This window comes from Mycobacterium sp. TH-M82 (genome assembly GCF_057473605.1).
In genome coordinates this window covers 1-2,965 of record NZ_JBYCKY010000258.1, presented here as the reverse complement: position 1 = coordinate 2,965, position 2,965 = coordinate 1, and the positions used below count along the sequence as shown (strand labels likewise).

Sequence of the window (2,965 nt, the reverse complement as noted above, 5' to 3'; positions counted from 1 at the left end):
GGTGTGCTGCTGATCGACGCGGGCTACCCCGGTGACCGTGCCGACGTGCTGGCATCGCTGGGTGCGCTGGGCTACCACGCCGGTGACGTGCGCGCCGTGCTGTTGACCCACGCGCACGTCGACCATTTCGGTTCGGCGATCTGGCTGGCGAAAACTCACGGCACTCCGGTGTATTGCCATCCCGACGAGGTGGACCACGCCAAACGGGAGTATCTGCAGCAGGCGTCGCCGCTGCGCGTCGCGCGGCAGCTGTGGCGGCCCAGCTGGGCGCTGTGGAGCATGCACGTGGTGCGCAACGGCGGCCTGAGCCGCGAAGGGATTCCGACTGCCCGGCCGCTGACCGCCGAGATTGCCGCCGAGCTGCCCGGCCAGCCCACACCCATTCCCACCCCCGGGCACACCAGCGGGCACTGCTCGTATCTGGTCGACGGCGTACTGGTCAGCGGTGACGCCCTGGTGACCGGCCATCCGGTGCTGCCGCGCAGCGGGCCGCAGCTGCTGCCGGCGCTGTTCAGTCAGAGTCAGGACGATTGCCTGCACAGCCTGGCGGCGCTGGCGCTGCTGGAGACCGAGGTCCTGGCCCCCGGCCACGGCGATCTGTGGCGCGGCCCGATCCGCGAGGCCGCCGAGGCGGCGGCGCGGCAAGCCCGCCGCGGCTGAGCCGTGCTCAGCTGCGGCTGTGTCCGCCGGCGAGGGCCCGGATCTGATCCTCGACGCGGCTGTCCGCGGCGAACAACAACTCGTCACCCGCCTGCAGCACGTCTGTGGCCCGCGGAAGAATGACGGCGCCATCGCGGAGCGCGGTCACCAGGGCGGAATTCTCCGGCAGGACCACGTCGCACACCCGCTGCCCGACCAGTGGATTATCGGCGGGCAACGTCAATTTCGCCAGGTTGACCTGCCCGCGCCGCAACCCCATCAACTGCACCAGGTGGCCGACGTCGATGGCGCCCTCCACGCCGGCGACCATGGCTCGCGGTGTGGAGACCGCAACGTCAACACCCCACGCTTCGTTGAACAGCCACTCGTTGCGGGCGTCGTTAACCCTGGCGACCACCCTGACCACCCCGAATTCGGCCTTGGCCAGCAGGGCGGCAGCCAGGTTCACTTTGTCGTCGCCGGTGGCGGTGATCACCACGTCGCACGTCTCGATCCCGGACTCTTCGAGCGAAGCCAGCTCGCAGGCGTCGGCGAGCAACCATTCCGCGTCGGGAGCGGTAGACGGCTCGTAGTGCTGCGGGTCGCGTTCGATCAGCAGAACCTTGTGACCGTCGTCCAGCAGCTCCCGAGCGACGGACCGACCGACCGCGCCGGCACCGGCGATCCCGATGCGCATGCTCCGGGTGTACCACAGCCGGGGCAAGCCCGCACAGTGGTGCTGATTTACTGGCAGACAACCCGAACCTGGCCAGCCCGAATGGGGATGATATGAGTTTGCAGCAGCTCTATATGGCGCTGCTGATCGCGGGTCTGGTGCTGCTGGCCAGCATTGTCGCCACCCGGGCAGCGGCCCGGGTGGGTCTGCCCAGCCTGTTGCTGTTCCTGGCCGTCGGGGTGGCCATCGGAAATGACGGGCTCGGGCTGGATTTCAGCGACGTGCAGCTCGCCAGCGACCTCGGTACCACTGCGCTGGCAATAATCTTGGTCGAAGGCGGTCTGACGACGCAGTTCGCCGATATCCGCAAGCTGCTGGCACCCGCGGGTGTGCTGGCCACCGTCGGGGTCGGCGTCAGCATGGTCGTCACTGCCACGGCCGCACACCTGCTGCTGGGCATCAGCTGGCAGCTGGCGTTGTTGCTGGGCGCCATCGTCTCGCCCACCGACGCGGCCGCGGTGTTCTCCGTCCTGCGGGTGCTGCCGTTGCCCCGACGAGTCGCCGGGCTGCTGGAAGCCGAGTCCGGATTCAACGATGCGCCGGGTGCCATTTTGGTCTTGGTGTTCAGCACCACACCGCTGGCCCTCGATGTGGGGACCGCGGTGCTCGGTGTGCTCTATGAGCTGGCGGTCGGCGCGGCGATCGGGCTGGTCATCGGGCTGCTCGGGGCGTTCGCGCTGCGGCGGGCTGCCCTGCCGGCGTCCGGCCTTTATCCGCTGGCGACGTTCGGGCTGGGCATGGTGGCGTTCGCTGCGGCGGGAACCGCGCACGCCAGCGGGTTTCTCGCCGCCTACCTCTGCGGCGTGGTGCTGGCCAACTCCGGGCTGCCGCACCGTTCGGCCACCCGCTCGTTCGCCGAGGGCCTCGGCTGGCTGGCGCAGATCGGCTTGTTCGTGCTGCTCGGATTGTTGGTCAGCCCCCGCCAGCTGCCAGGTGAGCTGATCCCGGCGCTGGTCACCGGGGCGGTGCTGCTGCTGCTCAGCCGACCGCTTTCGGTGGTGACCTCGCTGGCCTGGTTCACGGTGCCGTGGCGTGAGCAGATCTTCCTGTCCTGGGCAGGCCTGCGCGGCGCGGTTCCGATTGTGCTGGCGACGTTTCCGATCGTCGAGGGTGTTCCCGACGGTTACCGGCTGCTGAACATCGTGTTCATCCTGGTTGTGGTGTACACCCTGGTGCAGGGCCCCACTCTGAGCCGGATGGCGCACCGGCTGGGCCTGACTCCGCAGGACTCCACCCGCGAAATCCAGGTGGAGGCGGCACCGCTGGACGTGCTGGAAGCCGAGCTGCTGACCATGACGGTGCAGCCGGGATCCCAGCTGCACAACGTTTCGATTCTCGAGCTGCGGCTGCCGAACCCCAGCGCCATCACCCTGATCATTCGCAACGGCAACACGTTCGTTCCGCAACCGCACACCCGGATCGCAGTCGGTGACGAACTGCTCATCGTCACCACCACCAGGACTCGCACGTCCACGGAACGCAGGCTGCGGGCCGTCAGCCGGCGCGGCAAACTCGCCAACTGGTTCGGCGAATACGGCGCAGCTGAGTAAGCCCGCCAACCGAAATCACCTAACCCGAGTCCGCTCGGCG

General features: G+C 68.5%; 3 protein-coding genes. 2 read left to right on the top strand and 1 reads right to left on the bottom strand.

From position 1 onward, the window contains the following. Positions 1 to 660, top strand: a 660-nt coding sequence (locus AC2VON_RS08090) for an MBL fold metallo-hydrolase (protein WP_486952485.1), incomplete at its 5' end; no start/stop codon positions are given. A 7-nt stretch (positions 661 to 667) separates the two neighbouring features. Here AC2VON_RS08090 and AC2VON_RS08085 read toward each other — a convergent pair. Beyond that, positions 668 to 1,336, bottom strand: a complete 669-nt coding sequence (locus AC2VON_RS08085; protein ID WP_486952484.1) for a potassium channel family protein — start codon at positions 1,334 to 1,336, stop codon at positions 668 to 670. 92 nt (positions 1,337 to 1,428) lie between these two features. On the opposite strand from AC2VON_RS08085, the gene AC2VON_RS08080 reads away from it, so the two are divergent. Continuing rightward, positions 1,429 to 2,925, top strand: a complete 1,497-nt coding sequence (locus AC2VON_RS08080) for a potassium/proton antiporter (RefSeq protein ID WP_486952483.1) — start codon at positions 1,429 to 1,431, stop codon at positions 2,923 to 2,925. Positions 2,926 to 2,965 lie beyond the last annotated feature (40 nt).

Excerpts from the sequence above, each read along its gene's own strand:
- AC2VON_RS08085 (WP_486952484.1), bottom strand. The coding sequence starts at position 1,336 with ATGCGCATCGGGATCGCCGGTGCCGGCGCGGTCGGTCGGTCCGTCGCT.
- AC2VON_RS08080 (WP_486952483.1), top strand. The coding sequence starts at position 1,429 with ATGAGTTTGCAGCAGCTCTATATGGCGCTGCTGATCGCGGGTCTGGTG.